This is a genomic window from Pararhizobium arenae (genome assembly GCF_001931685.1).
GTDB lineage: Bacteria > Pseudomonadota > Alphaproteobacteria > Rhizobiales > Rhizobiaceae > Pararhizobium > Pararhizobium arenae.
In genome coordinates this window covers 124,074-145,679 of sequence record NZ_MOOY01000002.1, presented here as the reverse complement: position 1 = coordinate 145,679, position 21,606 = coordinate 124,074, and the positions used below count along the sequence as shown (strand labels likewise).

20 protein-coding genes are annotated in these 21,606 nt (G+C 59.5%); 9 read left to right on the top strand and 11 right to left on the bottom strand.

Annotated features, from left to right (window positions below; genetic code table 11):
• The first annotated feature begins 28 nt into the window (after positions 1-28).
• Positions 29-793: an AAA family ATPase gene (locus BLX89_RS04090; protein ID WP_075289386.1), complete on the top strand. Its 765-nt coding sequence runs from the start codon at positions 29-31 to the stop codon at positions 791-793.
• 59 nt (positions 794-852) lie between these two features.
• Here BLX89_RS04090 and BLX89_RS04085 read toward each other — a convergent pair whose 3' ends face one another.
• Positions 853-1,116, bottom strand: coding sequence for a hypothetical protein (locus tag BLX89_RS04085; protein WP_245292763.1), 264 nt, complete (start codon positions 1,114-1,116; stop codon positions 853-855).
• Between the two features lie 423 nt (positions 1,117-1,539).
• Here BLX89_RS04085 and BLX89_RS04080 point away from each other — a divergent pair, with 423 nt between their 5' ends.
• Positions 1,540-1,776 carry a hypothetical protein gene (locus BLX89_RS04080; protein WP_075289384.1) on the top strand — a complete coding sequence of 79 codons (237 nt, stop codon included), beginning with the start codon at positions 1,540-1,542 and terminating at the stop codon, positions 1,774-1,776.
• Between the two features lie 131 nt (positions 1,777-1,907).
• Here the strand turns inward: BLX89_RS04080 and BLX89_RS04075 are convergent, their stop codons facing one another.
• Both BLX89_RS04075 and BLX89_RS04070 read right to left on the bottom strand, forming a co-directional pair.
• On the bottom strand, positions 1,908-5,072 hold the full coding sequence (locus BLX89_RS04075) for an efflux RND transporter permease subunit (RefSeq protein ID WP_075289383.1): 3,165 nt from the start codon (positions 5,070-5,072) through the stop codon (positions 1,908-1,910).
• Entirely contained in the window at positions 5,069-6,265 is a 1,197-nt protein-coding gene (locus BLX89_RS04070) for an efflux RND transporter periplasmic adaptor subunit (RefSeq protein ID WP_075289819.1), read from the bottom strand. The genes BLX89_RS04075 and BLX89_RS04070 overlap by 4 nt, the downstream gene beginning before the upstream one ends.
• Before the next feature lie 132 nt (positions 6,266-6,397).
• On the opposite strand from BLX89_RS04070, the gene BLX89_RS04065 reads away from it, so the two are divergent.
• Entirely contained in the window at positions 6,398-7,072 is a 675-nt protein-coding gene (locus BLX89_RS04065) for a TetR/AcrR family transcriptional regulator (RefSeq protein ID WP_075289382.1), read from the top strand.
• Between the two features lie 72 nt (positions 7,073-7,144).
• Here the strand turns inward: BLX89_RS04065 and BLX89_RS04060 are convergent, their stop codons facing one another.
• The 5 genes from BLX89_RS04060 to BLX89_RS04040 all read right to left on the bottom strand — a co-directional run bounded on the left by BLX89_RS04060 (position 7,145) and on the right by BLX89_RS04040 (position 13,478).
• Entirely contained in the window at positions 7,145-8,125 is a 981-nt protein-coding gene (locus BLX89_RS04060) for an ABC transporter ATP-binding protein (RefSeq protein ID WP_075289381.1), read from the bottom strand.
• Positions 8,126-8,129: 4 nt separating this feature from the next.
• Positions 8,130-8,954, bottom strand: coding sequence for a carbohydrate ABC transporter permease (locus tag BLX89_RS04055; RefSeq protein WP_075289380.1), 825 nt, complete (start codon positions 8,952-8,954; stop codon positions 8,130-8,132).
• Positions 8,951-9,814 carry a carbohydrate ABC transporter permease gene (locus tag BLX89_RS04050; RefSeq protein WP_075289379.1) on the bottom strand — a complete coding sequence of 288 codons (864 nt, stop codon included), beginning with the start codon at positions 9,812-9,814 and terminating at the stop codon, positions 8,951-8,953. The genes BLX89_RS04055 and BLX89_RS04050 overlap by 4 nt, the downstream gene beginning before the upstream one ends.
• A gap of 65 nt (positions 9,815-9,879) precedes the next feature.
• The gene (locus BLX89_RS04045) at positions 9,880-11,154 is read right to left on the bottom strand and encodes an ABC transporter substrate-binding protein (protein ID WP_075289378.1); all 1,275 of its coding nucleotides are present in this window, start codon (positions 11,152-11,154) and stop codon (positions 9,880-9,882) included.
• A 65-nt stretch (positions 11,155-11,219) separates the two neighbouring features.
• Positions 11,220-13,478 (bottom strand): alpha-L-rhamnosidase, encoded by a 2,259-nt coding sequence (locus BLX89_RS04040; protein ID WP_083637322.1) that lies wholly within the window; start codon positions 13,476-13,478, stop codon positions 11,220-11,222.
• A 216-nt stretch (positions 13,479-13,694) separates the two neighbouring features.
• Here BLX89_RS04040 and BLX89_RS04035 point away from each other — a divergent pair, with 216 nt between their 5' ends.
• The 6 genes from BLX89_RS04035 (at position 13,695) to BLX89_RS04010 (ending at position 19,429) form a co-directional block, all read left to right on the top strand.
• Complete coding sequence (locus BLX89_RS04035; RefSeq protein ID WP_075289377.1) at positions 13,695-14,720, top strand: LacI family DNA-binding transcriptional regulator; 1,026 nt, start codon at positions 13,695-13,697, stop codon at positions 14,718-14,720.
• Positions 14,721-14,910: 190 nt separating this feature from the next.
• Positions 14,911-16,026: an ABC transporter substrate-binding protein gene (locus BLX89_RS04030; RefSeq protein WP_075289376.1), complete on the top strand. Its 1,116-nt coding sequence runs from the start codon at positions 14,911-14,913 to the stop codon at positions 16,024-16,026.
• A 153-nt stretch (positions 16,027-16,179) separates the two neighbouring features.
• A complete protein-coding gene (locus tag BLX89_RS04025; protein WP_075289817.1) occupies positions 16,180-17,073 on the top strand; it encodes a branched-chain amino acid ABC transporter permease in 894 nt (297 codons plus the stop codon).
• Positions 17,066-17,956, top strand: coding sequence for a branched-chain amino acid ABC transporter permease (locus BLX89_RS04020; protein ID WP_075289375.1), 891 nt, complete (start codon positions 17,066-17,068; stop codon positions 17,954-17,956). Before BLX89_RS04025 ends, BLX89_RS04020 begins: the two co-directional genes overlap by 8 nt.
• Positions 17,946-18,704 carry an ABC transporter ATP-binding protein gene (locus tag BLX89_RS04015; protein WP_075289374.1) on the top strand — a complete coding sequence of 253 codons (759 nt, stop codon included), beginning with the start codon at positions 17,946-17,948 and terminating at the stop codon, positions 18,702-18,704. Before BLX89_RS04020 ends, BLX89_RS04015 begins: the two co-directional genes overlap by 11 nt.
• A complete protein-coding gene (locus tag BLX89_RS04010; protein ID WP_075289373.1) occupies positions 18,701-19,429 on the top strand; it encodes an ABC transporter ATP-binding protein in 729 nt (242 codons plus the stop codon). Before BLX89_RS04015 ends, BLX89_RS04010 begins: the two co-directional genes overlap by 4 nt.
• 66 nt (positions 19,430-19,495) lie before the next feature.
• On the opposite strand, the gene BLX89_RS04005 is transcribed toward BLX89_RS04010, so the two are convergent.
• The 3 genes from BLX89_RS04005 to proC form a co-directional block, all read right to left on the bottom strand.
• The gene (locus tag BLX89_RS04005; RefSeq protein WP_075289372.1) at positions 19,496-19,963 is read right to left on the bottom strand and encodes an Lrp/AsnC ligand binding domain-containing protein; all 468 of its coding nucleotides are present in this window, start codon (positions 19,961-19,963) and stop codon (positions 19,496-19,498) included.
• Positions 19,964-20,024: 61 nt separating this feature from the next.
• Positions 20,025-20,675, bottom strand: coding sequence for a GntR family transcriptional regulator (locus tag BLX89_RS04000; RefSeq protein ID WP_075289371.1), 651 nt, complete (start codon positions 20,673-20,675; stop codon positions 20,025-20,027).
• Between the two features lie 109 nt (positions 20,676-20,784).
• Entirely contained in the window at positions 20,785-21,600 is an 816-nt protein-coding gene (gene proC / locus BLX89_RS03995; protein WP_075289370.1) for a pyrroline-5-carboxylate reductase, read from the bottom strand.
• Between the last annotated feature and the right edge of the window lie 6 nt (positions 21,601-21,606).

The following is a 21,606-nucleotide window of genomic DNA, read 5'->3' as shown; positions in this document are numbered from 1 at the left end:
TTGAAAACTGTCTTTATGGCTATGGACGATGCGAAAAACCAAATCCACAAACCTGCCGGCACCGTATCTGAAGCGTCTTTCGGTCCGGCAAGATGCTGTTATGAGCGAGCAGTATCCCTTCAATCTGCCCTGGCTCGACACGGATTTCGTGCTCGACTTCACGACGCCGGTGACCATTATTGTAGGTGAGAACGGAACCGGGAAATCCACCCTGATCGAAGCTGTGGCCGCCTCATGCGGATATGACGAGGCCGGAGGTGGCAAGGGCTATAGGCCAGTCGATCATTCCCATGCCGTGGATCGCAGCGGCAGCCTTCTTAGCGGCGTATTACGGGCAGCCTGGTTGCCCAAGTTGACCACGGGCTGGTTCTTTCGGGCCGAATCTTTCTTCTCGGTCGCGCGCTACCTTGATGAGGCGGCACGGGACGCCAACGCAGCACCGCCCGACTTTTTGTCCTGGAGCCATGGCGAAGGTTTCGTGCGGTTTTTCGAAGAACGCATGGCGAGACAGGGGATCTATTTGCTGGACGAACCGGAAAGCGCGCTTTCTCCGAAGCGCCAGCTGGAACTCCTTCGCCTTCTTCACGCCGTTCAGGAATCGGCGAGCGCTCAGATCATCATGGCCACGCATTCGCCTGTTCTGATGGCTGTTCCAGGCGCTCGGCTGATCGAGATCAGGGGCGCAAGCTTCGTGGAAACCGAATTGCGCGAAACACGGCATTTCAAGCTCTATAGAGACTTTATAGACGATCCGAGCGAATTTGTGGATCGTGCGCTCCGCGGCGACATTTGAAAGCGCATGCGAGTTTGAAATGGCAAAGCCTTTCGCGCCCGGCGCCGGACGATCAATCCCTATCGATTGCCGCTGAAATTAAAGCGATCGGTGCGGTAGCGGGAGATAATTTCAAGCGATCTGTCCGGCCGAATACGATACGTTTCCGCGTAATCATCCCCGCGATAGGTGAAATAGTGCGGGAACGTACTTCCTATCGGCGACTTGGTGAGCTTCGTTCTCGGCTGTCCCTTGTACGTAATGCTGCCCGGAATGGGATCGAGATTCTGCGCGTGCGCAGACCAGGAGCTGAACGCGACAATGAGCCCGGCGAATAACACAATCTTTTTCACAGTGTCTCCTTCGGAAGACGGTCACAAGCTTCAGTTTACCGCTCCATCATACCGCCATTCCGACCTGACGGCAGGCACGCAGCCATCAATATCTTTCACGAACGATTGAAAACGAACCACCCTGCGCAGGGGTGACGCAGGGTGGTCGATTTCCGGCGGGGGTACCGGGTGCTACCAAGTCGAACCGGTGTCAGACGGCGGGTGCCGATTCGAGGGCGTATGCACATACTCAAGTTCCTATAATTTCACAGTCCGGATAACTCCACGTTTCTATGGGTTTCGCAGATGCGGTCACCCGTGCGTCTTACGCCATGCTCGACACCGCTCGACTTGGATGGAACATTCCAATTTCAAGGTTGACTCCGGTCACGTCTAATGAGAACATTTACAGAACAATCGGGAAGGTATTCATCCATGGCGACGGCGCAAAAATTCATCATCCTTCAGTTCAAGAAGGTCCGCGGTGGCATCGCGCCGGGGGAAATGCGGCAAGCCTCCAGCGCTGCAAGCGCAGAGAAAATCGCAACCGCCATGGCGGCTCGGCACACAGGCGTCGCGGCCTATTCGGTTATGGTCGATGATGAGAGCGGCGACATGACGGAACCGAAGATACTTTGCCAGTTCGGCGAGATCGCGGACATCGCCGCATAGGGCATTCGCATCACCGGAGGAAAGGTGCGCCGTTCAGCGTTTCAGGCGGTGAGACGCTCTTTCATCTGCGGAGAAGGTGGTCATGGCTCGGCGCAAATCACGCATCAACGTTCAGCGTCCCTCAACATCAGCTATTGTTTCGCCACCATTGTTCTTTCAGACTTCGACGCTTCGATCGAAGCGTGCGAACGCGTCAGTCTGGTGACCGTTACAAACAACAGCGGCACAAACAAGACACCCAGCAGGGTCGCAAAGATCATACCGCCCATGACCCCGATGCCAATCGCATTCTGGGCCGCGGATCCGGCGCCAGTGGCGCGGGCCAGAGGCAGTACGCCGAGGATAAAGGCGAGCGACGTCATCACGATCGGACGCAGTCGAAGACGTGCGGCCTCGATAACCGCTTCGACGGCCCCCTTCCCCTGCTCCATCAGATCCTTCGCAAATTCGACGATCAGGATCGCATTTTTGGCCGTCAAACCGATGGTCGTGAGCAAGCCAACCTTGAAGTAGACGTCGTTAGATTGACCGAACAGTGTCGCAAAGAGCAGCGAGCCGAGAACGCCTACGGGGACAGCGAGGATAACCGAAAAGGGAATCGACCAGCTTTCATACAGCGCCGCGAGGCACAGGAAGACGACGACCAGAGACACCGCGTAAAGCAATGTTTCCTGCGATCCCGCCAACCGCTCCTGATAGGACAACCCGGACCATGCGGAGGTGTAACCACCGCCAAGATCGGTCACGATTTTTTCGGCCTCGGTCATCGCATCGCCCGAACTTGCGCCGGGTGCCGCCATGCCGCTGATGGCGACGGCCGCCGTGCCATCGAATCGAGCAAGCGACGGCGAGCCTTGTACCCACTCCGTCGTCGCGAAGGCCGAAAACGGTATCATCTCGCCATCGCTGTTCTTCGCCGACCATCTGTTGATGTCGTCCGGCTGCATGCGGAAAGGCGCATCCGCCTGCACGTAGACCGGCTTGATCTCGCCCTTGTAGACGAAGTCATTGACCTGCGAGCCGGAGAACGCGGTGGTGATCAGCGTGTTGAGGTCGGAGAGACTGATGCCAAGCGCACTTGCCTTCTCCTCATCGAGATCGATCTTCAGTTGCGCCTCGAGCGTGCGCGTGTTTCCCCGGATATCGGCAACGACAGAATTGCCCTTGGCGTTGTCAGCCAGCCTGTTGCTGGCATCAATCAGGGCATCACGACCCTTGTTACCGGTGTCCTGGAGATACATCGAGAAACCGCTGGTCTGGCCCAGGCCCTGAATTGCCGGCGGCATCAGGACGAAAACTTCGGCGTCTCGAATCTGGCGGAAATAGGCCGAAGCCCGCTGCTGCACGGCCGAGGCCGAAAGCCGGCTGTCGCTGCGCTCATCGAAATCCTTCAACCGCACGAAACCCATGGCGGCGTTTTCGCCGCTACCGCCGAAGCTGAAGCCAAGCGTCATGAACACGCTTTGCACCGCATCTTTTTCCTGGGTCAGGTAATAATCCTGCACCATGTCGATCACAGCTTGCGTGCGGGCGGCATTCGCACCCGCCGGCAGGGTGATCTGCGTCATCAGCACGCCTTGATCCTCTTCCGGCAGGAAGGAGGTCGGCAGTCTCGTATAGAGACCATAGGCACCGGCCAGCAAAACAGCGAAGACGATGAACATGCGCAGCGGCCTGACGATGATCTTGCTGACGGAAGAAACATAACCATTCGTGACACGGTTGAAGCCGCGGTCGAACCAGCCGAGCCAGCGGCTGAGCAGACTGTCATGGGACGGCTTCAGCATCAGCGCGCACAAGGCCGGCGTCAGTACGATTGCCACCAGCACCGAAAGAAGCATGGCGCTGGCGATGGTGACGGAGAACTGACGGTAGATCACGCCGACAGAGCCGGAGAAGAACGCCATGGGGATGAACACGGCGGTCAGCACCAGCGCGATTCCGATCAGCGCGCCGGTGATCTCGCCCATGGATTTTTCCGTCGCCGCGCGCGCCGAGAGCTTCTCGTCGCGCATGACACGCTCGACATTTTCCACGACAACGATAGCGTCATCGACAAGAAGGCCGATTGCCAGCACCATCGCAAACATCGTCAGCATGTTGATCGAATAGCCCAGTGCCGCAAGCACGCCGAACGTGCCCGCCAGCACGACAGGCACTGCAATCATCGGGATCAGCGTGGCGCGCAGGTTCTGCAGGAAGAGCAGCAGCACGACGAAGACGAGAATGATCGCTTCGATCAACGTATGCACCACCTTCTCGATCGACAGCTCGACGAAGGGTGTCGTCTCGTAGGAATAGGCAATCTCGACGCCATCCGGCAGCGAGGCCGCAAGCGCATCGAGTTCCGCATGCACGGCGTTGGCCGTGGAGATCGCATTGGCGCCAGAGGCAAGCTGCACACCAAAACCGGCGGCCGGCATGCCGTTGAACGTGGAACTCTGGCCATAGGTTTCGAGCCCCACTTCGACACGCGCGACATCGGCGAGCCGCACGACCGCGCCATCAGATGCAGTCTTGAGGATGATACGCTCGAACTCATCTACCGAGGTCATCTGCGTGCGTGCGATGATGCTCGCCTTCAGCTGTTGCCCCTTGACGACCGGCGTCGAGCCGATCGAACCGGCAGCCACCTGCGCGTTCTGCGATGAGATGGCCGATGTGACATCGCCCGGGACAAGCTGGTATTTTTCCATCAGCGCCGGATCGAGCCAGATGCGCATCGCATAACCCGAACCGAAGGCCTGAACGGCACCCACGCCATCGACCCGCTCAATCCGTTCCTCGATCTGGCTCGACATGATGTCGGAGAGCTGATCGGAGGTGTAGCGGCCATCCTTGGAGATGATGTTGCCGATCATCAGGATGCCCGACGGCGAGCGACTGACCTGCACGCCGTCATTCTGCACCGATTCCGGCAACTGCGATTCCACGCGCGACAGCTTGTTCTGGACCTCGACCTGGGCAAGCTCCGGATCGGTACCGTTTGCGAAGGTCAGCGAGATCGAACTGGAGCCGGTGCTGGATGTGGATTCCATGTAGAGCAAGCCATCCAGGCCCGTCATGACGCTTTCGATCTTCTTGGTCACCGAATTTTCAACAGCGTCCGCCGTGGCACCGGTATAGGTGGCGCTAACGCGAACAGTCACGGGCGAGATATCCGGATATTGCGAGATAGAGAGCGAGTAGATGCCCATCACACCGCCCAGCATCGTCGCGATGGCAAGGACGATGGCGAAGACGGGACGAACGATGAAAAAGCTCGCAAGAGCATTGCGCGGTGAGGAAAGCGTCATGGCGCAGCCTCCTGCTTTTCGTCCGCCTGCGGCGTCAGATCCTGTTTCACCACGCCATTCTCGTCGATTTTCGCTTCCACCGGCACGACTTCGCTGCCGTTGGAAATTTTCTGGAATCCGTCGATAATCAGCTTGTCTCCAGTCTTCACGCCGTCGGTGACGACCCAGTCATTGTCGATGGAGCCGTTTGTGACGATTTCCCGCTGCTCTGCCTTGCCATCGGCGGTCACGAGATAGACCATGGCCTTGCCGTCATCACCGCGCGTCACCGCCCGCTGCGGCACCCTGAAGGCATTGGCAAGCGTTCCCATTTCCAATGAGGCCGACACGAACATGCCGGGTATCAGCACACGCTCGTTGTTTGGAAAGCTGGTTCTGACGGTAAAGGTGCCAGTCGTCTGCCCAACGACCATGTCGGCAAGCGAGAACTCGCCCTTGTCCTTGTAGGAAACGCCGTTTTCCAGCTTCAGGGTTACCGGCAACGCTGCATCGCTCTCACGCTCCAGGCGCCCCGAATCGATTTCGCCGCGAATGCGCAGGAGGTTGGCGCTGGTATCGGCAAGGTCGACATAGACGGGATTGATCTGCCGGATTGTCGCAAGCGCTTCCGTCTGGTTTTCGGTGACGAGTGCGCCGACGCTGACCGCTGATACACCGATCATGCCGCCGATCGGCGCCCGGATCGTCGCATTGTCGAGGTTAATCCGCGCAGTTTCCAGATCGGCCTTTGCAGCTTCTTCAGAGGCCTGCGCCTGCAACAGCGAAGATTCGGCGTCTTCCAGCGTCTGGGCGCTGACGGCATTCCGGTCAGACAGCGCCTTGTTTCGATCATAGGTGTTCTGCGCGCCGGCCGTCGCAGCCTCGGCCTTCTTCAGCGTTGCCGCCGCCGCCGCATAAGCTGCCTTGAACTTCGCATCGTCGATCTCGTAGAGCACGTCGCCCTGATTGACCTCACGACCCTCGATGAAACCGATCTTGCGGACGATGCCAGCGACCTGCGGGCGGACCTCGGCTGTTGCATAGGCAACGACACGGCCCCGCAAATCGAGCGTCTGCGGCACAGGCTCGACCTTGAGCGTGATGTAACCGACCTCCGATTTACCTGGCGCCGACATGCCCGGCTCCTGCTCGCCGTTGCAAGCGGCCAGCAGTGAAAGCGTTGCCAGAAGGCTGAACGTTTTTCTGAGAGTCATATCGTCCTCGAACACCGTATCCACTCAAGGCCCCGGTATCGCAAGATCGCTTTCCCGGCCTTCTAATTTACAGTAATTCAGATTACCGTTATTTCCCAAGTTATCCGGTGTCAATTCAATTAGAGCTAACGCATGAAATCGAAACAAATGAAACGAAACGAAACAAATCGGGTTCAAAGGCCGCGTGGTCGTCCGAAAACGGTAGCGGACGCCGAGCAGAGGGATACGGTCATCCAGGTTGCAGGAGAGCTGTTTCTGAAACGCGGATATGGCCGCACGATGATGAGCGAAGTGGCAGCTCAGGCCGGCATGTCGCTCAGCACAATCTATCGCCTGTTTCCGAGCAAAACCGATCTTTTCGCGGCGCTGGTTTGCCAGCATCGTCGCAGTATGCTGGCGCTACCAGGCGACTACGACGCCTACTCGCTGGTAGATGCCCTGATGATGATTTTTCAGATCGAGATCGATCATGAAGCCGATCAGGAGCGACATGCGCTGATGTCAATGTTCATTGCAGAGAGCCAGCGTCGTCCCGAGTTGGCACCCATTCTTTTCGAACAAGGACCCCTGCAAGCCCATGGGCTGCTTGCGGAATGGCTGGAGCATCAGGCAAACCTGAAGCGCGTCAGGTTTTCTGACAGCTCCGTTTTATCCAGGATGCTAATGGACATCGTGTTTGGGGCCGCGGCCCTGAAGGATGACAAAGTTCCTAATTGGCCCGGCAACAGCGATCGGGCAAATTATCTTCGCGCTTGTTTTACGATCGTAACCGAAGGATTAAAACCGCGAAACCTTCGCATATCGTGAACATTGCACGCTCGCGTTGCGAACGCCGTTGTCATTGATAAATCTTCGACGGATGACATCGAGATCTTCGGGTCATCCGAACCGGTGCTCCTTGCCGCTCATCGGCATGGCATAAATCTCGTCTCCAGATGCGACCTCGAAATCCCCAGGCGCACGCGCGACGATCTGCTTCAACTCCGGATGATCAAGATAGACGACCGTATCGGCGCCAAGCCGCTCGATATGGCGGACCTGACCCCGCCACTTGCCTCCGCTTTTCGACAAGATGAGATGCTCAGGACGAATCCCGTAAGTACCGCAACGCTCAGCGGCGGCCACTTCACCCTCATAGAGGTTCATCTTCGGCGATCCGATGAAGCCGGCGACGAAGGGACTGACCGGGTTGTTGTATAGCTCCATCGGTGATCCCACCTGTTCTATGCGACCGGCGTTGAGGACAACGATCTTGTTGGCCATGGTCATGGCCTCGACCTGGTCATGCGTGACGTAGATCATGGTCGCACCGAGCTTGGCATGGAGGTCCGTGAGCTCCATGCGCATTTGCGAGCGAAGTGCGGCGTCGAGGTTGGACAAGGGCTCGTCGAACAGGAAAACCTTCGGATTGCGGATGATCGCACGCCCGATCGCGACACGCTGACGCTGACCGCCAGAGAGTGCCTTTGGCTTGCGGTCGAGCAGATGAGCCAACTGCAGGCTTTCCGCTGTCTTCTCGACCTTCGTCGCAATCTCGCTTTTCGGACGACCGGCGAGCGACAAGCCGAAACCGATGTTCTCCCTTACCGTCAAATGCGGATAGAGCGCGTAGGACTGGAAGACCATGGCGATGCCGCGCTTCGACGGCTCGGCATGTGTTACGTCTTCGCCGTCGATGACGATCTGGCCCGAAGTCGATGTCTCCAGACCCGAAATCATCCTCAGCAGCGTGGACTTGCCGCAGCCGGACGGGCCCACGAAAACGCAGAACTCGCCCTTCTCCACCTCAAGATCGATGGCCTTGATCACCTCGAGGCTGCCGAAGCTCTTGCGGATATCCTTGAGAACGACACTGGTCATGCGACTATCCTTTGACGGCACCGGCCGTCATGCCGGCCACGATCTGTCGGTTGAAGAAAATATAGATGATGAGCGGCGGGATGGTGACCAGCAGGATGTTCATGAACAGCAGATTGAACTGGGTCTGGAACTGTCCCTGGAAGTTATAAAGCGTAAGCTGGACTGTCACGTTCTCGCGTCCCGGCAGGTAGTAGAGCGGGTTGGTGAAGTCGTTGAAGATGCTGATCGACTGCACGACGATGACGGTCACGGTCACCGGCTTCAGGAGCGGCAGGATCACACGAAAGAAGATCTGCAGCGGTGTCGCCCCGTCGATCAAAGCGGCCTCGTCGAGGTCTCGCGGAATGGTCGCGATAAAGCTTCGGAACAGGAGAACCGAGAAAGCAAGACCGTATGCGACCTGGATGAAAATCATGCCAGTGATCGTCTTGAAGAGACCGATAGACTGCAGCACCCAGATCGTCGGTACGACCGCCGGCGGGATCATAAGGCCGGCGAGCACGAAACCATAGATCACCTTGTTCCAGGGCGATGGACGTCGCTGCAGGACATAGCCCACCATGGCGCCGAAAAGAACGAGCAGGGTGACGGCAAAGACCGTGATAACCGTCGAATTGAAATAGGCAAGTAGCAGCAAGTAATTGCGCGTTTGCAGAACCTGCAGGAAGTTTTCCCAAAATTGCCATTCGACGGGCCACGAGAAGATCAGCCGTGAGGCATCTTGCTTGCTCTTGACGGCGGTCAGGAAAATGAAAACGAACGGCAGGATGAAGATGACCGACGCAAGCGCGAGCGAAACGATGCCGGTGTAAAGCTGGCGACGGGTCACAGGTCCACCTCCCGACGATTGAACCACACCGTCAACGGCAGGATAATGAGGCCGATCAACGCGAAGAGAATGACATTTCCAGCGGTGGACAATCCATAGAAGCCGGCCTGGTACTGCTTGTAGATCACGCTTGCCAGCACATCTGAGGAGAAGCCTGGACCGCCGCGTGTCATTGCCCAGATCAGGTCGAAACTTCTCAGGCCGCCAATCAGGGAAAGGGTCACCACAGTCACTGTCGCCGGGCGCACCAGTGGGACCGTGACACGAAAGAACATCTGCGTGCGGGTCGCGCCATCCATCCGGGCGGCTTCATAATAATCCTGGCTGATGGTGGCGAGGCCAGCGATGTAGATCAGCGTTGCAAGACCGACACCCTTCCAGAGATCGACAATGATCACCGAATAAAGCGCAAGCACCGGGTCGGTCAGCCAACCTGGACCCGGCAGGCCAATGCTCGCCAACGCGACATTGATGACACCGTTGGTCGGATGCATCAAAGCGGCAAAGGTGATGCCGATACCGATCGTGGAAACGAGGACCGGGAAGAAGACAACGGTCCGCAAGAAGCCTTGCGCCCAGATCCCCGACGTCAACAGCACCGCCAGCAGCAGGCCGATGACCGTCTTCGTCGCCGAGGTGGCAAAAGCAAAGATGAGAGTGTTGATCGTTCCCTGGATAAGGAAGGGTTCGCGCAGGAACTGAGCGTAGTTTTCCAGTCCGATGAACTGCGTCGAGAAGAGATCCCAGCGTGTCAGGCTGAACCAGAAGGAGGCGAATGTTGGGACCAGGAACAGGACCGTGAAGACGATCGCTGCCGGCAGCACGAACCAATAGGGATAGGGGGATTTTTGCGTGACCATGTTTCTTCTCCGGATCAGACCCCGCCCGGCCGAATACGACCGGACGGAGTTCGACTGGCGGGAGGTTACCAGTTGGGAAGCCCGAGTTGCTTGGCCTGTTTTTGTACGTCCTGGTCGTAGAGGGCCGCCGCCTCGGCGGCCGGACGGATGCCAGATCCGACTTCGACGGTGATCTGCTCCAGGGCGGGACCTTTGACAGGAGACAGGAACTCAAGTGCCGGAGCGGTTCGACCCTCGGTCTCGAAGTAAGGCAGCATGTCCTTCACAGCCTGCGGAACGTCGGCCGGAAGCTGGCAATCCTTGATCAGATATGGGCCGGAGGGAACAGCCTTCGCCATCAGCTCGCACGCTTCCTTGGAGGCGACCCAGTCGAGGAATTTCTTCGCTTCCTCGCCATTCTCGGCACTGGCTGGACTGTATAGCGCGGACGGCATCCAAACCGTCAGACCGTTCTTCGCAGCGTCGTCACCTGGCTGGGCGAAGAATCCGAGGTCTGCCAGGTTTTCGGGATAGTTTTGTGCAATATTGCCGATGCCGAAGGTCAGCATCGGATAATGTGCGGCCTCACCGGTCGCGACCATACGCATTCCATCGTCGAATTTGGCAGCACCGAAATCGGCATTGAAGAGACCGGCCTTTCCGGTCTGCTCGAGGCGCTCAAAGCCCTTGGACGCCGCAGGCGTAGTTGCGAACTTGGCCTTGTTCTCGGTGAAGTCCTTGGCAAAGCTGGGCGCCGCCGCGTTGACGTTGTAGAAATCAGCGAGCACGAAAAGCTGGGACGTCCAGGTATCCCCATAGGTCTGTGCGATCCCGACCTTTCCCGCAGCTTTCACCTTTTCGCTGTTGGCTATGAAATCGGCCCACGTCTTGGGTACTTCCAGCCCAAGCTCGGCGTAAATCTTCCTGTTGTAGAATATCCCTCCGCCCATGGCAGGACCGAAGGGAACGCCGCGGACGCTGCCATCTGCCGCGCTGACGACCGGTTTGAAACTCTCGGAGATATTGCCGGCATTCGGCAGGTCGGAAAGGTCAGCAAGCGTCTGCTCGGGCTTCAGGGCCTGGAAGAGCGAGCCGGAATTATACTGGAAGATGTCGGCCATCTCACCGGTGGCAAGCCGGGTCTTGACGATGTTGTCGCCTTCCGCGCCACCGGCCCGATTTTCGATATCGAAGCTGATATCGGGACGCTTCTCGCTGTAGGCCTTGGTCAGCGCATCAAGAAAGCTGACCGTTTCCTGGTTTGTATCCGCCAGGATCGTCAACGTCACGTCGGCATGGGCGGCACTTGCCAGAAGACTGGCGAGTGCCGCGGCAAGAATGGTTCCTGCTTGCAGTTTCATGGTCGTTTCCTCCTCTATTGACCATTTGAACATGCGCCGAGTCCGGACTTTGTCCGGACGTCGGATCAGATGCGAAAGGTAATGACGTGCGTGCCGGGCATGAGCCGTCTCTCCGCTCCGGGCGATATTTGGATGCCATCGACCGTGAGGTCCTTGCGCCCGTTCGATGCTTCAATGGATGCGCCGACTCCCTCGGGCAGGACGACACGATACGTCACCGTGTCTCCCGTCAGTGTCCACTCGGCTTTGATGCGCCCCTGGCTGACATCGTGCCAGGCTTTCACCGGCGACAGGGTGGGCAAAATCGCGGGGTCCAGGCGCACATGGGTAAAGCCGGCGCCTTCGGGAGTGAGCTTCAAGCCGGCAACGTCTTCGAACAGCCACTGGCAGACGGCGCCATAGGCGTAGTGGTTGTAGCTGTTCATCTCCGGATCATAGACCGTACCATCCTCGGCGATCGCGTCCCACCGCTCCCAGATAGAGGTGGCGCCGCGCTCGACCTGATAGAGCCAGCCCGGAACCTTGCGGTTCAGAAACACTTTTTCGGCGAGATCGAGCATCCCGAGCCGGGTGAGCGCCGGCAGCAGAGCGGGCGTACCGATGAAGCCTGTGCCGATCACGCCATCTGTCTCTTCGACGACACGGCGGAAGTAACCTTTTCCCACATCCTTGTAATCATCAGGGACGAGATCGTACAGAAAAGCCAGTGCCCAGGATGTCTGGTCGTTGTGCGCGATGCGGCCCGAAGGCGAAAAGAACTCTTGGCGAAAGGCAGCGCGAATCTCGCCCGCTCGCGCGTCCAGCCGCACTGCCTCGCCGTCGTGGCCGAGAATGCGTGCAATGCGAGCGGAAAGCTGCGTCGAAATGAAGTGATAAAGCGTGGCGGCACAATCGTCGGCGATTGTCGGTCTTGGCTTGCGATTGTCGCCAACCGGTTGCAGCCAGTCGCCAAAGGTGAAGCCATTCGCACCCCATTCGGCCGGCGGGCGGATGATCGGGCCGTTGGATATGCCCCAGAGATAGTCGAGCCATTTCATCATCGCCGGGAAGCACTCGACCAGAACATCGCGGTTCCCATAGTGGAGATAAAGCTGCCAGGGGATGATGACGATCGCATCACCCCAACCCGTAGAGCCTGCCCAATCACCGCGCTTGTCGATCGAATGCAGCCGGGTCGGATCCGGCGAGAAATGCGGAACAGCACCGTTTTCGCGCTGATCGTGCATAACGTCGCGCAGGTACTTCATCAGAAAGCGCTCGCTGTCGGCGAGCCAGCAAGCCGTGCCCGCGAAGACCTGAGCATCGCCTGTCCAGCCGATACGTTCATCGCGCTGCGGGCAGTCCGTAGGGATCTCGATGAAATTCGAGCGCTGTGACCAGATCGTGTTTTCGACCAGCCGGTTCACGGCTGGTACGCCGGTGGTGATACCGCCGGCCGCGACCGGCACGGAGCTGATCGGCACCATCTCGATCGAATGCAGCTTGACGTCTCCCTCAAAGGTTACGCGGGCATAGCGGAACCCCATGAAAGTGAAGAGCGGCGCATAGGTTTCCTCACCCATGCCAGACAGGACGTAACGGAGTTCGGCGCGGGCGCTGCGATAGTTCCTGTTATCGAAGGCCTTGCCCGGCCCCAGGATTTCCGAATGTTCGACGCGAACGGACGCACCGGCTTTTCCGCTCACGCGCAACCGAATGAAGGCACCCGCATTCTGACCGAAATCATAAAGGGTTCGATCTTCGGCATCCTGCCACTGATCGATCGGAACCAGAGGTTCCAGTTCCTTGACCGCATCGGCTTCGTGCGGGACGAGAAGCCCCTTGTCGAAATCGAGCACGTCCACTTTGGCTTCGGGGCGAGCGACGATCCGGGCGTCATAGTCTTCGCCGAAGTAGATGCCATTGCGTGTTACAGGGGTAAAGCCGCTCTTCCAGTCCGCATCCGTCACCAACAAAGGGGCGCCGTCCGCTTCAAGCTCGGCGATCGCCGCGATACGCTCGCCCCAGCAATTGAAGATCGGGTTCGAGGCCCAGAGGAGCTGGCTGCGATACCATCCGTCGCCCAGCCAAATCTCGATCCGGTTTTCGCCCAGTTGCAGCAAATCCGCGACGTCATAGGTCTGAAACGCGATCCGATGATCGTAGCAGGTCCATCCGGGCGTCAGGAGGTCTGCGCCCACCCTCTTGCCGTTGATGAAGGCACGATAGAGACCCAGCGCGGAAATCCGCAACGTCGCCCTCCCCGGCATTTCGTCCAGCCGCCACGTCGTCGTAACGAAGCTCCCGGCCGTTCCTTGCCCGGCATCGACGGCCGGCGCAATCATCCTTGCCGTCCCGAGCTGTCGCGTAGCGGGACCCGTATTCACGGGTGAGAGAGAAAGTTGATCCATCGGTGCCTGCCCCTCCGTCTGCAGCATCGCGTGTCGCCGCGATCGGTATTTTGTGTATCGTTCTATGTGTATCATTCTACAAACTCATTTGCCGCGCAAGCGCTTTTTGCATATAGTGATCGAGATCATTACAGGCAGACGAGATTACCGATGGAAAAACAAAAGCTTGGCACTTCCACGGATCGTGTGACGATCCGCCATGTCGCCGAGCATGCAGGCGTTTCGGTGGCCGCGGTTTCCAAGGTTTTACGCAATGCCTACGGGGTATCGGGAGCCCTGCGGGCCAAGGTGGAAAGCTCGATCGACCTGTTGAAGTATCGTCCCTCGACCGCCGCCCGAGCGATGCGTGGCCGGACCTATACTGTTGGCATCTTGGTCGTCGAACTGGTCAATCCTTTCGTCCCCGTCCTGCTGGAGAGCATCGATGCCGGGCTCGACAAGGTCAGCTACAAGTCGATGGTCGGGGTCGGACGGGCCGCGATGAAAATCGAGACATCGATGATCGAGTCCATGATCGACACCCGCATGGATGGTCTGATTTTGATCGGCCCACAGATTTCGGGTGCCGTGATCGCGGAATATGCCAAGCAGATCCCGATCGTCGTCCTTGCCCATCACGAGCCGCAGGCCCGTGTTTACGACACCGTTAACTCGGACGACATGCGTGGCGCCGAGATGGCTGTCGAGGCGTTGGCGGCTCGTGGCCACAGTGACATTGCCATGCTGAGCTATTTCGGTGGACAGAGCCCAGCTTCCGTTGTGTCGGTGGCGCGAGAAGCCGGTTACAGGAGCGCCATGGCGCGGCTCGGCCTCGGCGATCGAACACGAATCATGAGACTGTCTCACGAACCTGAACGGCGCGAGCAGGAACTGGTAAATCTGCTCCGCCAGGAAAACAGGCCCCGCGCGATGTTCGTCTGGTCTGATCTGGATGCCCTTCCCCTGATGGCGGCGTGCCACGAGGCCGGGGTCGATGTGCCCGGCGAACTCGCCATCATCGGCTACGACGATTGCGAAACCGCACGCCTACCCTTTGTCGGCCTCTCAAGCCTGAACCAGAACCCGCAGGCGCTTGGGCTTCACGCCAGCGAACTCGTGCTCAGCCGCATCGAGGGGCGAGAAGAGGCGCGGCATATCCTCGTCCCGCCAACGGTCGTTTTGCGTCGTACCGCCTGATGATGGGTCTGGTATATGCGGACCTGGATGTCCTTTCGCGGGAAAGGCAAAGCCAGCTCGTAGATTAAGCAACGCTAGGTGCAAGGCCCCGTAGGATCCTCGGCCATCGCTGAATATCTCGTATATAGCTACGAACGGCTTCAGCCTAGGATTCGCCCCGTCCCGTTAGACAACGGAAAGAGGGGTAAAAATGAAGAAAATTGCAATTGGTGCAACCTTTGCGGCGGTATTCGCCGGTCTCGTGGCCACTGCACCGGTCAGAGCCGAAGACATCACCATCGGCGCGGTCATTCCGCTTTCGGGCGCCAGCGCCACCACCGGCAAGGACCAGAGCCGCGGCATCGAACTCGCCGTCAAGGAGATCAACGCCAATGGCGGGGTTCTCGGCAAGCAGCTGAAAGTCCTCGTCGAGGATTCAGGCGGCAAGCCGCAGACGGCGATCGACGCAGCTAAGAAGCTCGTCTCCGTCGACAAGGTGCCGATCGTCATCGGCGAATACTCCTCCGGCAACACCATTCCGCTCGGCCAGTATCTGGTTCAGGAAGGCATGCCGCATATCAATCCGGCCTCCACCAGCGGCCTTGTGCGCGGCATCGGCGCAACCTCCTACAGCGTCGTCGGACTCGACAACGTTTCGACCGAGTTCGCCGCCCAGGACGTGATCGATCACGGCTGGAAGAAGGTCGCCGTGCTGGCCATGAACAATGCCTTCGGCCAGGGCGTCGCCGAAGAGTTCAAGAAGCATTTCACCGCCAAGGGCGGCGAAGTCGCTACCACCGTCATGTACACGATCGGCCAGTCCACCTATCGCCGCGAGTTGCAGCAGGTCGAGGCCGCCGCACCCGACGCCTATGTCTTCACCGCCTACGGCACAGAAGGCGCTCTCATCATGCAGGAAGCGTTCGAACTCGGTCTGCAGGAAGGCAAGCCGTGGTATTCGATCCTCATCACCATGATGAACAAGGATACGCCGGCCGATTTCAAGGCGGGCCTGATCGGCATGGATGTCGGCTACATCGGCGAAGGCGGTGACGCCTACAAGACCGAATACGAAAAGACCTATGGCGAGACCTTCCTGTCGGCCTATGGCGGCTATGCGCATGACGCCGTTCTCTTCGCCGCAGCAGCTCTCAACAAGGCCGGCAGCACCGACAAGGCGGCGGTCCTCAAGGCCATCGAGGACTTGGGCAAGGAAGGCCTCAAGGGGGCGACCGGCGAGATCAAGCTCGACGCGGACGGGCAGCGCACCCATCAGCCCTACCTGAAGTTCAAGGTCGAAGGCGAAAATCTCGTCGCCTACGATTGATTGATCCCGGAAGTGCCCGACCGCGATCGCGGCGGGCACTTTTATTCCGGTCTGCAGCATCGCCCGATCGCAGGCTGCACGACCCCTTCCCTTTCACACAATGCCGGGTCGAGCGCCGCAGCCTCCGCCGGGATTGCGCAGACGGAAAAGTCCATGTTCCAATTCCTCTTCGACGTCCTGATCAGGTCCGTCGATCTGGCCCTTATCGCCGTTGCTTTGAGCGCCGTTTACTCCCTGATCAAGTTTCCCAATGTCGCGCTCGTACAATATGCCGTGGTCGGCGCCTTCGTTGCCATGTCGCTGCATGCCGCCGGCCTGCCGCTCCTTGTCGCCGGCTTCGCCTCCGCGCTGTTCGTCGGCCTTCTCGCCGTGGTCTTCAATATCCTGATCTTCGAGCGCCTGCTGAAATCCGACTCCGCCATTGCCCTGATCGGCTCACTGGCGCTCAGCATGATCCTCTCGGCTGTCTTCCTGTTGGCCTACGGCCCGACGGCCTACCGTTTCAAACTGCAGGTCTCTCCGGCCATGCGCATCCTCGGCGCGCGGATCACCGATCATCAGGTCACGACGCTCGTTCTCACCACGGTCGCGCTCGGCCTGTTCGCACTTATCCTGTTCAGGACCAGCCTTGGCCGCGAGATGCGCGCAACGGCAACCAACGGCGTGCTTGCCGCCGCAACAGGCATCGATACGCGCCGCGTCACCAATATCGTCGTTTTCCTTTCCGGCATGCTCGCCGCCCTCGGCGGCATCACGCTTGCCATGCGCGGCAGCGTCAGCATCGACCTTGGCACCAACATGATGCTGCCGGTCTTCGCCGCCGCCATCCTGGGGGGCCTTGGCAATGCGCTCGGTGCGGTCGTCGGCGCGATCGTCATCGCAGCCGCCGAAACCGTCATCACCAACACCAATATCGGGCCCTTCATCGGCGAGGATTTCTACTTCCTGCCGGCGAGCTACGCTCCGGTCGCATCCTTTGCCATCCTCGTGGTGTTCTTGCTTTTCCGCCCCCGCGGCCTGTTTACCAGCGAGGTCAACCGTGTTTGATTTCTTCATCCATGTGGCTTCGATCGCCTGCCTCTACGGTGTACTGGCGCTCAGCCTCAATCTGCAGGCCGGCTTCACCGGTCTTGTCAATTTCGGCCTGATCGCGCTCTTCGGCTGCGGCACCTACGGGGCGGCGCTGGCCAGCGGCATGGGCTGGCATCCCCTTGCCGGCCTGCCCGCCGGCCTCGCCATGGCAGCGCTTCTGGCGCTGTTCTACGCCCGCCTTGGTCGCAAGCTCTCCAGCGATTACTGGGGTATCGCCACTCTTTCGATCGCCGAGATCCTACGCATCTCGATTACCAACGAACAGGCGCTGACGGGCGGCGCACAGGGCATATCCGGTCTTCCGCTGCTGTTTGCAGACCTGAAGCCTTATGACGGCGTGCCGCGCCTCGCGCTCTATGCACTCGTCCTCGTGCTGGCTTGGTTCATCTGCCAACGCATCGTCAAAAGCGCGTTCGGGCTTGCGATGAAGCTGATGCGCGAAGAGCCGCAGCTCGCCCGCTCGCTCGGTTACGATCTCGATGCCATTCGCCGCACGGTCATGCTGATCAGCGGCGCCATCGCCGCCTTTGCCGGCTTCCTGTATGCGCACTACCTGACCTTCGTCGGCCCGGATCAGCTGATGTCTCCCGAAACCTTCCTGATCTGGTCGATGGTGATCATCGGCGGGATCGGCAACAATTGGGGCGTGGTCGCCGGCGCCATCGTCATGCAGTTCGCCATGGCCTATGTTCCGTTCGTCAAGGATGCGCTCGACCTGCCAACCGATTTCGTCGCAGCCGCACGGCTCGTCATCGTCGGCGGCGGTCTGCTGGCCTTCCTTCTCTGGCGCCCAAAGGGCCTGTTCCCCGAAAAGGTAGGAGGCAGCCGTGGCCGCTAAGCTTCTCGATATCAAAGGCGTCTCGAAGTCCTTCGGTGCGCACCGCGTTCTGGACGCCGTCGACTTCAGCATCGCACCCGGCGAGATCGTCGGCCTGCTCGGCCCCAACGGGTCCGGCAAGAGCACCGCGCTCAATGTCATCTCCGGTTTCCTGCCGGCCGATGGCGGCAGCATCCGCCTTGCCGATGCCGACATTACCAATGCCTCACCGCAGCGGGCGACGGCACACGGCCTCGTGCGCACCTTCCAGCTGCCGTCGATGCCGCACAAGATGACGGTTCGCGAGGTGCTGCAGGCCGGTGCCAGCAGCAAGGCGGGGCTCGGCTCCATCTTCTCGGCCTTTCGGTTCGACGAGGAACTGGAGACATTGCTGGAAGCCTTCCGGCTGACGCATGTGGCCGATCTGCCGGCGGCAGCCCTTTCCGGCGGGCAGAATAAGCTGCTTTCCGTGGCAACAGCACTTCGCAGCAAGCCGAAGCTTCTCTGCCTGGATGAGCCGACCGCCGGCGTTCACCCCAATCTGAGGGCCGACATGGTCACGATCCTCAAGCGTTACCGGGATGCGGGCGTCGCCATTCGGGTGGTGGAGCACGACATGCTCTTCATTCGCGACCTTTGCTCGCGCTGCGTGGTTCTCGATCGCGGCGAGATCATTGCCGATTGCGCTCCGCACGAACTCGAAGACAACCCGCGGGTTGTCGAGGCCTATCTCGGCAAGGCCGTGGAAAAGGGAAAGACTGCGCTATGATCGAAGCAACAAACATTCGCGCTGGTTATGGTGATGGTGCCGATATTCTCACCGGCATTTCGCTGACGGCGAACCGCCGGGAGATCGTGACCATTCTCGGGCCGAACGGCTGCGGCAAGTCGACCCTTCTGAAAACGATTGCCGGCTATGTGCGCCCGCGCGCCGGCACGATCACCTTTGATGGAACGGACGTGGCCAGCGTTCCGATCCATGAAAAAGTGCGCCACCACAAGGTCGGCTATGTGCCGCAGACCGACAACGTGTTCGGCACGCTGAGCGTATCTGAAAATATCATGCTGGGCGCGCGGCTGCTGGGCAGACAGGAAAAGGAAAAGCGCTTCGATGCCCTGATGCGGCAGTATCCGGCGCTTGCCAGCAAAAAGAACCGCAAGGCGTCGGCGCTTTCGGGCGGCGAGCGGCAGATCCTGTCGCTGTCGCGGGCGCTGATGGCCGGCCCGGAGATTCTTTTGCTGGACGAGCCTTCCGCCGGCCTGTCGCCGCTGATGATGCACGAGGTCTTCGATGCCATCGCGGTGATCCGCGACACTGAGAACCTGTGCATCCTGATGGTCGAACAGAATGCCTTCGAAGCGCTGGGCATCGCCGATCGCGCCTATGTCCTGTCGCTGGGACAGGTGGCCCTGACGGCCAGCGCCCGTGACCTGCTCGACGACCCGGCCATGCGTAAGCTCTATCTGGGGGCCGAGATAGAGCCCGCAGCCTGAGCACGCAGGAGCATCACAGGACCTGAAATGCAGAAAAGGGGCGCAGCGCCCCTTTTCCAATCACCGCTACAGAAATAGCGGCAAGGCTCCGTCGGTCTTGATCTCCTCCATGACCGCATAGGTGCGCGTTTCGCATACCCCCGGCCAGGCAAGTACGACTTCGCCAAGAAAGCGGCGATACGCCGTCATGTTCGGCAGCCTTGTCTTGATAAGGTAATCGAAGCCCCCGGCCACCATGTGGCACTCCAGCACCTCCGGCGCGAGGCGCACGGCGCGGGCGAACTTTTCAAAAACATCCGGCGTCGTCTTGTCCAGCAGAACCTCAACGAAGACGAGGAGATCGAAACCGATCAGCGCCGGATCAAGCCTGCAGCCAAAACCGGTGATGAAGCCATCCCGTTGAAGCCGACGAAAGCGGTCGCTCATCGAGGTCTGCGGAATACCGAGACGGTGGGCAAGCTCGCTGTTGGTGATACGGCCTTCCGATTGAAGGACCGTCAATATGCGGCGGTCTGTCTTGTCGAGATCAGGCAATCCTTCACCCCTGTATGTCTCTGGTTTGGCAACGACGGCGAACCGTGTGCTGCAGAAAAAGCTAGAGTTCGATGGCTGGTTCGACGATCGCCATCGTCGCCTCGACGTGATGGCGGGCAGCCCTCTCCGCCTCCTCCTCGTCGCGACCGACCAGCGCCGCAAGAATTCTTCGATGCTGGAGATTGGTCTCCCTCACCTCGGCTTCGGAAAAAAGGATCGGCACGCGCAGCATCCAGTAGTGAAACAGGGTCCGCTCATGGAACTGGGCCAGGAACATATTCTTCGATGCCGCGATAATCGTCTTGTGGAACTGGGTGTTGAGGCTGTTCAGTTCGCTGCGCGTCAGTGTCTCGCCAGGCTCCATGGCCTCCACAAGCTCTGCCATGGCATCAAGCTCGCTTGCCTCGGCATGGCGAGCGGCAAGCCGTGCCGTGGCGGCCTCGATCGCGGCCCGGCTTTCGAAAATCGCCCTGACCTGGCTGCGATCCACCGTTTCGACGACCCAGCCTCTTTCGCGGCTGATAAAACCTTCTCCCTGCAACAACAGCAGCGCCTCACGCACGGGTGTACGCCCGACCCCCAGACGTTCGCACAGGTCGTCTTCCACAAGCCGCTGTCCGGGCTTCAGCTCGGCTCCAAGGATCATGCTTCGAAGGCGGTTTCGCACGTCGGATGCCATGAAGTCGCCGGCGGAGGTCTTTCTGACTGCCATGAATATTTCCTTTCGCGGGACCAACGGTTAAAAGTCTAATTCAATATATATCTTCGTGTACGAAGCAATGGCGCGCTGCGTGCGTTTTGCACGGATGCCAAATGGTGCATCACGATGACGGCAGGCCCAATTCCCGCGACCGTCGCCGCGCCGCTTCCGTCGCGTTTTGAAGGAGCGGCGCCAGACCATGTCGGACATCCATCAAAACAGACAGAGCGGCTGCCGTCGTTCCATTCGGGCTGGTCACCTGCACCCGCAGGTCGGCTGGGTCTGCATCCGGGTCCAGTGCCATCTTCGCGGCACCGAAAACAGTCTGCTTGGCAAGCGTCATCGCAAGATCATCCGACAGGCCCAGGGACCGGGCGGCTGCGCTGAAGGTTTCCAGGAAGTAGAAGACATAAGCCGGCCCGGACCCCGAAATCGCCGTGACCGCGTCCATCAAATCCTCGTCCTCGACAAAGGCGACGCGACCGACGACCGAAAGCAGCGTCGTTGCGCGATTACGATCCGCCTGCGTTGCGTGGAGGCTCGCGCAGCAGACGATCATGCCCTCGGCTATGGCGGCTGGCGTGTTCGGCATCGCGCGGATGATCGCCGCGTCCCTGCCAATGCTCCGGCCAATCGTGTCGATGGTGATACCCGCCGCAACGGAAATCACCAGCCCGCCCTCGCGCAGATGGTCCGCGCTGCGCACGGCAACCTCGGCGATTGTCTGGGGTTTGGTGGCAAGGACGATAACATCGGCTCGGTAGCCGGCGGGCAGATCGGAGAGATCGGCATAGGCATCTGCGCCGATAGCCTGCGCTCTCTCGCGAAAAGCCTCATGCATCTCCACGACGGATAAACCGAAACCGGAGATGCCGACCCAGGTTCGCAACATGGCGAACCCCATATTGCCAGCTCCGATCAAAAGCACGTTTGTCATCGCGAT

Coding starts and splice junctions, on each gene's coding strand:
- BLX89_RS04090 (WP_075289386.1), top strand. CDS start 29: ATGCGAAAAACCAAATCCACAAACCTGCCGGCACCGTATCTGAAGCGT.
- BLX89_RS04080 (WP_075289384.1), top strand. CDS start 1,540: ATGGCGACGGCGCAAAAATTCATCATCCTTCAGTTCAAGAAGGTCCGC.
- BLX89_RS04075 (WP_075289383.1), bottom strand. CDS start 5,072: ATGACGCTTTCCTCACCGCGCAATGCTCTTGCGAGCTTTTTCATCGTT.
- BLX89_RS04070 (WP_075289819.1), bottom strand. CDS start 6,265: ATGACTCTCAGAAAAACGTTCAGCCTTCTGGCAACGCTTTCACTGCTG.
- BLX89_RS04065 (WP_075289382.1), top strand. CDS start 6,398: ATGAAATCGAAACAAATGAAACGAAACGAAACAAATCGGGTTCAAAGG.
- BLX89_RS04060 (WP_075289381.1), bottom strand. CDS start 8,125: ATGACCAGTGTCGTTCTCAAGGATATCCGCAAGAGCTTCGGCAGCCTC.
- BLX89_RS04050 (WP_075289379.1), bottom strand. CDS start 9,814: ATGGTCACGCAAAAATCCCCCTATCCCTATTGGTTCGTGCTGCCGGCA.
- BLX89_RS04045 (WP_075289378.1), bottom strand. CDS start 11,154: ATGAAACTGCAAGCAGGAACCATTCTTGCCGCGGCACTCGCCAGTCTT.
- BLX89_RS04040 (WP_083637322.1), bottom strand. CDS start 13,478: ATGATTGCGCCGGCCGTCGATGCCGGGCAAGGAACGGCCGGGAGCTTC.
- BLX89_RS04035 (WP_075289377.1), top strand. CDS start 13,695: ATGGAAAAACAAAAGCTTGGCACTTCCACGGATCGTGTGACGATCCGC.
- BLX89_RS04030 (WP_075289376.1), top strand. CDS start 14,911: ATGAAGAAAATTGCAATTGGTGCAACCTTTGCGGCGGTATTCGCCGGT.
- BLX89_RS04025 (WP_075289817.1), top strand. CDS start 16,180: ATGTTCCAATTCCTCTTCGACGTCCTGATCAGGTCCGTCGATCTGGCC.
- BLX89_RS04010 (WP_075289373.1), top strand. CDS start 18,701: ATGATCGAAGCAACAAACATTCGCGCTGGTTATGGTGATGGTGCCGAT.
- BLX89_RS04000 (WP_075289371.1), bottom strand. CDS start 20,675: ATGGCAGTCAGAAAGACCTCCGCCGGCGACTTCATGGCATCCGACGTG.
- proC (WP_075289370.1), bottom strand. CDS start 21,600: ATGACAAACGTGCTTTTGATCGGAGCTGGCAATATGGGGTTCGCCATG.